At 75.3% G+C, this 6,792-nt stretch carries 3 protein-coding genes and 1 pseudogene; all 4 read left to right on the top strand.

The window, feature by feature from the left end:
- Positions 1–231: 231 nt before the first annotated feature.
- The 4 genes and pseudogenes from AB4039_RS40660 to AB4039_RS40645 all read left to right on the top strand — a co-directional run bounded on the left by AB4039_RS40660 (position 232) and on the right by AB4039_RS40645 (position 6,632).
- A complete protein-coding gene (locus AB4039_RS40660) occupies positions 232–1,149 on the top strand; it encodes an FAD binding domain-containing protein (protein WP_442273148.1) in 918 nt (305 codons plus the stop codon).
- A 1,094-nt stretch (positions 1,150–2,243) separates the two neighbouring features.
- A pseudogene (locus tag AB4039_RS40655) lies at positions 2,244–3,074 on the top strand ((2Fe-2S)-binding protein); the annotation flags it as partial.
- A 578-nt stretch (positions 3,075–3,652) separates the two neighbouring features.
- Complete coding sequence (locus tag AB4039_RS40650; RefSeq protein ID WP_442273147.1) at positions 3,653–5,986, top strand: xanthine dehydrogenase family protein molybdopterin-binding subunit; 2,334 nt, start codon at positions 3,653–3,655, stop codon at positions 5,984–5,986.
- Between the two features lie 121 nt (positions 5,987–6,107).
- Positions 6,108–6,632 carry a DUF2563 family protein gene (locus AB4039_RS40645; protein ID WP_442273146.1) on the top strand — a complete coding sequence of 175 codons (525 nt, stop codon included), beginning with the start codon at positions 6,108–6,110 and terminating at the stop codon, positions 6,630–6,632.
- Positions 6,633–6,792: the final 160 nt, after the last annotated feature.

Here is a 6,792-nt window from a genome sequence, read left to right as displayed (position 1 = left end):
GGTGGGGTGCGGGTGGGGTGCGCGGCCGGGCCGCGGGCGGCACCGCGCGGCCCCTGCCGGCCGCCGTACGGGCCGCGCCGGGGGGTTCGGCCCGGCCCGGGTGCGGGGGAGACCCTCGCGCGGGGTGGTCCCGAAGATGTGCCAGAGTTGCCACGTCCCGGCGGTGAGCACGTACCGTACGGCGGACAGGCGTGAGCGCCGGGACCGGGACATCGGGAAGGGGCAGCTGGGTTGACCACGCACGCACCGCACGCATCGCATTCGACTCAGGGGTCGCAACCACCGCAAGCGGCCCAAACGACGCAGTCCGTGACGCTGCCGACCTCGCTCGACGAGGCCGTGGCGGCGCTCACCGCCATGCCCGCGGCCGTGCCCGTGGCGGGCGGCACCGACCTCATGGCCGCCGTCAACGCCGGGCTGCTGCGCCCCGCCGCGCTGGTCGGCCTGGGGCGCATCAACGAGATCCGCGGCTGGCAGTACCAGGACGGGCACGCGCTGCTCGGCGCCGGACTGACGCACGCCCGGATGGGACGGCCGGATTTCGCCGCTCTGATCCCCGCGCTCGCCGCCGCCGCCCGGGCCGCCGGACCGCCGCAGATCCGCAACGCCGGCACCCTCGGCGGGAACATCGCGACGGCCGCGCCGACCGGTGACGCCCTGCCCGTGCTGGCGGCGCTGGAGGCGGTCCTGGTCATCGTCGGCCCCGACGGCTCGCGCGAGATCCCGGTCTCCCACCTGCTCGCCGGGCGCGAGATGCTGCGGCCGGGCGAGCTGATCGGCTTCGTGCGCGTTCCGCTGCTGCACGCGCCGCAGGTCTTCCTGAAGGCCACCGGGCGTACGGGGCCGGGCCGCGCGGTGGCGTCCGTGGGGCTGGTGCTGGATCCCGCGCGCCGGGGCGTGCGGTGCGCCATCGGCGCGGTGGCCCCGATGCCGCTGCGGCCGCTGGAGGCCGAGCAGTGGGTGGCCTCGCTGATCGACTGGGACGGGGACCGCAGCCTGGCCCCCGAGGCGCTGGAGGCCTTCGGCGAGTACGTCGCGGCCGCCTGCGTGCCCGACCAGGGGGAACCGGTGTCCTCCGGAGTACTGCATCTGCGGCGGACGGTGGCCGTGCTGGCGCGCAGGGCCCTGGGGAGGGCGCTGACCTCATGAGTGAGAACGAGAACGTGAGCGGAACGACGGGGAACGCGGGCGGCGCGGGCAACGGCTGGGGCTGGGAGCCCGTGCCGCAGGGCGGCGAGTACGACTCGGAGGCCACGGCCTTCGTGAAGCTGCCGCAGGACATGCTGGACGCCCTCGACAACGGGGAACCCCTCGCCGCGCCCGGCCACGGGTACGTGCCGCCCCCGATGATCGTGCCGCTGGGCTCGGCCAGTGCGGACCCCACCGCCACGGGCACCTGGACGATGCCGGTGCAGTGGCCCGAGGCGGGCACGGACCGGGCTCCGGCCGAACCCGCGCCCGCGCGGGGGCCGATCCCGGCCTCCATCCCGCTGCCGCCGTCGGTGGCGGCGGCCTTCGCGGAGCCCGCGGGTGGCGGCGCCGGAGCCGTGGGCGGTGCGGCCGGGGGCGGGGAGCACGACCACGGGGCGACGGCCGAGTGGCAGTTCCCCGACGCGGTGCACCAGCCCGACGAGCCGGCGGCCACCGGGCAGTGGACCCTGCCGACGGTAGGTGAACCGGTGCCGGGGACGGGCGAGTTCGCGGCCGGCGGATTTGCGGCCGACGGGTTTACGGCCGACGGGTTCGTGGYCGACGGGGGCGCGGGGGCGGCCGACTGGAGCCAGGCTCCGGCGACCCTGCCCGGCGGGGCGGCGGCTCCGTGGGCGCAGCCGGAGGCGCAGGCCGCCGGGGCCGGTGTGGCGGGCGGCGCCTTCGGGGCCGAGACGCTGATGAGCTCCGGCGTGCTGCCGGGCGAAGGACCCGGGGCCGACGCGCCGGGACGCGGCCCGAGGGTGCTGGGCGGGCCCGGGGTCGGGACCCCGCTGCCGGAGGGCTACGCGCAGCCCGGCCCGGAGCCGGAGGGCGTGCTGCACGCCGCCCCGGACATCGACGCCGCCCACGGCCCGGCGCAGCCGCCGGTCGAGGAGCAGCGGCCGCGCCCGGTGGAGGCCGAGGCGGAGACCGGGCCCGCGGGCCGGCATCCGGAGGGGCTCGGGCAGGAACACGGCTACGAGCACGCGCAGGAGCACGCGCAGGAGCGGGAACCGGAGCAGGAGCAGGAGCGGGGCTTCGCGAAGGCGGCACCGGCCGCCGCTCCCGAGCAGGCCGCTGCCGATTCCGCTGCCGCTCCCGATCCCGTTCCCGATCCCGATCTCGCTCCCGATCCGGTTCCCGTCGCCGGAGCGGGGGCCGCGGGCGTGCCGGGTGAGGACACCGCCGACAGCGCTGTGACACCCCCGGGCGAGGGCGGTGCCGAAGGGGCGCCGGTGCAGGAGGCGACGTACGAGGAAGAGGGACTTCCCGCCGTCGCCCATCACGAGCACCCGGCGGCTTCCTACGTCCTGCGCGTCAACGGCGCCGACCGGCCCGTCACCGGCGCCTGGATCGGCGAGTCGCTGCTGTACGTGCTGCGCGAGCGCCTAGGCCTGGCCGGCGCCAAGGACGGCTGCTCGCAGGGCGAGTGCGGAGCCTGCGCGGTGCAGGTCGACGGACGGCTCGTCGCCTCCTGTCTCGTCCCCGCGGCGACGGCGGCGGGCAGCGAGGTCCGCACCGTGGAGGGTCTCGCGACCGGCGGGCAACTGTCGGACGTGCAAGAGGCGTTGTGCAGGTCCGGCGGGGTGCAGTGCGGCTTCTGCGTACCAGGCATGGCCATGACCATCCACGACCTGCTGGAGGGCAACCACGCCCCCAGCGACCTGGAGACCCGGCAGGCGCTGTGCGGCAACCTCTGCCGCTGCTCCGGCTACAAGGGCGTCGTCGAGGCGGTCCGCGAGGTCGTCGCGGAGCGCGAGGCGACGGCGGCCGAGGCCGCGGCGGCGACCGCCGCCGGGGAACCCCCCACGGCCGAACCGCGCATCCCGCACCAGGCACCCCCCGGCGAGGGCGGCATCCACGGCGGCCCCGGAGGGTACGGAGCCTACGGCGGTCACGACACGCTGGGCGGGGGCGGCCAGGTCCTGCACGGCGGTCACGACACGCTGGGCGGCGGTCACGACACCATGGGCGGGGACCAGGTCTTCCCGGGCGTCCACGACTCCATGGGTGGGGGCCAGGCCATGCACGGCGCTCACGACACCATGGGCGGCGGCCAGGCCATGCACGGCGGCCACGACACCATGGGTGGCGGCCAGGTCTTCCCGGGCGTCCACGACTCGCTCGGCGGCGGTCAGGTCCTGCACGGCGGTCACGACACGCTGGGCGGGGACCAGGTCTTCCCCGGCGTCCACGACTCCATGGGCGGGGGCCAGGCCATGCACGGCGTCCACGACTCCATGGGCGGGGGCCAGGCCATGCACGGCGTCCACGACTCCATGGGCGGGGGCCAGGCCATGCACGGCGGCCACGACACCATGGGTGGCGGCCAGGTCTTCCCCGGCGTCCACGACCCCCACCACGGCGGTCAGCACGACCAGGGCGGCCACGACACCCTCGGCAACCAGGGCAACCAGGGCAACCAGGGCATCCACGGGATCCACCACAACGGAGGCATGGCGTGAGCGGCCAGGACGCGGCCACGGCGACGACCGCCGTCACCACGGTCGGTGCCACGGCGGAAGGGGAGCCGACCTCGCCGCGCGTGCGCGGAATCGGCGCTTCCGTCCCGTCGGCGGACGTCCGTGCCAAGACCGAGGGAACCTTCCCCTACGCCGCGGACCTGTGGGCCGAGGGCCTGCTGTGGGCGGCCGTGCTGCGGTCCCCGCACGCCCACGCCCGCATCCTGTCCGTCGACACCTCGGCCGCGGCCGAGATGCCCGGCGTCCGCGCCGTGATCACCCACGCCGACGTTCCCGGCGCGACCACGCACGGCCGCCGGATCGCCGACCGGCCGGTGTTCGCGCACGACGTGGTCCGCCACCACGGCGAGGCCATCGCCGCCGTCGCCGCCGACCACCCCGACACGGCACGTCTCGCGGCCGCCGCCATCACCGTCGAGTACGAGCTGCTGGACGCCGTCACGGACCCCGAGCAGTCCTTCGGCGCCGCCCCGCTGCACCCGGACGGCAACCTGATCCGGCACATCCCGCTGCGCTACGGCGACCCCGAGGCGACGGGGGAGGTCGTGGTCGAGGGCCTCTACCGGATCGGCCGCCAGGACCCCGCCCCCATCGGAGCCGAGGCCGGCCTCGCGGTGCCCCGCCCCGACGGCGGGGTGGAGATCTACACCGCCTCCACCGACCCGCACACCGACCGCGACCTCGCCGCCGCCTGCTTCGGCCTCGACCCGGACCGCGTCCGCGTCGTCGTCACCGGCGTGCCCGGCGCGACGGCCGACCGCGAGGACCCCGCGTTCCAGCTCCCGCTCGGGCTGCTCGCGCTGCGCACCGGCTGCCCGGTGAAGCTGGCCGCCACCCGCGAGGAGTCCTTCCTCGGCCACGCCCACCGCCACCCGACGCTGCTGCGCTACCGCCACCACGCGGACGCGGAGGGCAGGCTGGTCAAGGTCGAGGCCCAGATCCTGATGGACGCGGGCGCCTACGCCGACTCCTCCGCGGAATCCCTCGCGGCGGCGGTGGCGTTCGCGTGCGGCCCGTACATCGTCCCGCACGCCTTCGTGGAGGGCTGGGCGGTCCGCACCAACAACCCCCCGTCCGGCCACGTGCGCGGCGAAGGCGCCATGCAGGTCTGCGCGGCCTACGAGGGCCAGATGGACAAGATCGCCGCCGCCCTCGGCATCGACGGCGCGGAAGTGCGGATGCGCAACGTCCTGTCGACGGGCGACCTCCTGCCCACCGGCCAGACGGTCACCTGCCCGGCCCCGGTCGCCGAACTCCTGCGCTCCGTACGTGACTTCCCGCTCCCCTCCCTCCCGAAGGACGCCCCGGAGGAGGAGTGGCTGCTGCCCGGCGGCCCCGAGGGCGCGGGGGAACCGGGCGCGGTGCGGCGCGGGGTCGGCTACGGCGTGGGCATGGTCCACATGCTGGGCGCCGAGGGCGCGGACGAGGTCTCCACGGCCACCGTGAAGGTGGTCGGCGGCACGGCCACCGTCATCTGCGCGGCCGTCGACACCGGCCAGGGCTTCGCGACCCTCGCCCGTCAGATCGTCCAGGAGGTCCTCGGGGTGGACGAGGTGGCGATGGCCCCCGTCGACACCGACCAGCCGCCGGCGGGCCCGTCGGCGCACGGCCGCCACACCTGGGTGTCGGGCGGGGCGGTGGAACGCGCGGCCAAGATGGTCCGCACCCAGCTCCTCCAGCCGATGGCCCACAAGCTGGGCATGTCCACGGAACTCCTGCAGATCCAGGACGGCCGGATCACCTCGTACGACGGTGCCTTCTCGACGACGGTCGCGGAGGCGATCGAGGGCAAGGAGCTCTGGGCGACGGCCCAGTGCCGCCCCCACCCGACGGAGCCGCTGGACGCGGACGGCCAGGGCGACGCGTTCGTCGGCCTCGCCTTCTGCGCGATCCGCGCAGTGGTCGACGTCGACATCGAGCTGGGCTCGGTACGCGTCGTGGAACTCGCCGTCGCCCAGGACGTTGGCCGGATCCTCAACCCCCGCCAGCTGGAGGCCCGTATCGAAGCGGGCGTCACCCAGGGCGTGGGCGCGGCGTTGACGGAGAACCTCCGCTCGGTCGCGGGCCTGGTCCGCCACCCCGACCTGACCGGCTACGCCCTCCCGACCTCCCTCGACGCCCCGGCGGTGCGCATCGTCCGGCTGGTGGAGGAGCGCGACGTGGTGGCCCCGTTCGGCGCGAAGGCGGCGAGCGCGGTGCCGGTGGTGACCACCCCGGCGGCGATCGCGTCGGCGGTCCGCGCGGCGACGGGACGGCCCGTCAACAGGATCCCGATCCGGCCATCGGCGGCGGTGGCGGCGTCCAACTCGTAACCGTGTGACCCGCATTGCACGTGCAACCCGAGCTTGGGCCTGTCGGCGCCGATCGATAGAGTGATCGGCGGCACCCGGAACGTGCGGGTGCGAACGGGGACGGGGAACGGGGGAGGCAGGCGTGGCAGAGGACAACGGACCGATGCTGTTGGGCGGCAACGTCAGCGCGGGGGTGGCGGACGCCATCATGAGCCAGGCGCAGGCCCTGCAGGTCGAGTACGAGTCGATGACCGGCTACAAGAAGCTGGTGGACGCCCTCCTGAAGAAGCTCGACGGCTCGGAGGCGGACGAGAAGAAACTCGCCGACGGCACCCTGCCGGCGGGCACCCTCGGCACGGGCTTCCCGGAGGCCGACTCCCTGTTCAAGGCGTACTCGACGGTCCACACGGAGCTGCAGAAGCTCTCCCAGGGCCTGGCCGCCCAGATCGAGGCCCTCGGCATCGCGGTCCTGACGGCGGGCAAGGGCTACGCGGGGGTGGACGAGGACACGCAGGCGCGCATGCGCGCCATCATCCGGCAGTCGAAGCAGGACTACGTCCGCGACCGCGACCCACAGGTCCGCGAGCAGGAGGAAGCCCGCCGAAAGGCGGCGGCCCAGCAGGGCACCCCGACTCCGACTTCCGGCGCGTCGAAGGGCGTTCTCTGATGGCGACGGACTTCGAGGCCTACTCGCATGAGCAGTTGCTCGCGATGATCGCGTCTCTGGACTCGGCGACGGTGGTCGTGCGGGCGACGCAGCTGCAGGGTGCGGCGGTCGTGATCAAGGGCATCGGTGAGAGCCTGCGGAAGCACCAGGTGACGGGGTG

Source organism: Streptomyces sp. M-16, assembly GCF_052114405.1.
Lineage (GTDB): Bacteria > Actinomycetota > Actinomycetes > Streptomycetales > Streptomycetaceae > Streptomyces.
Note: the sequence above shows the minus strand (reverse complement) of the source record. Positions and strands in the feature narration are given on the sequence as shown.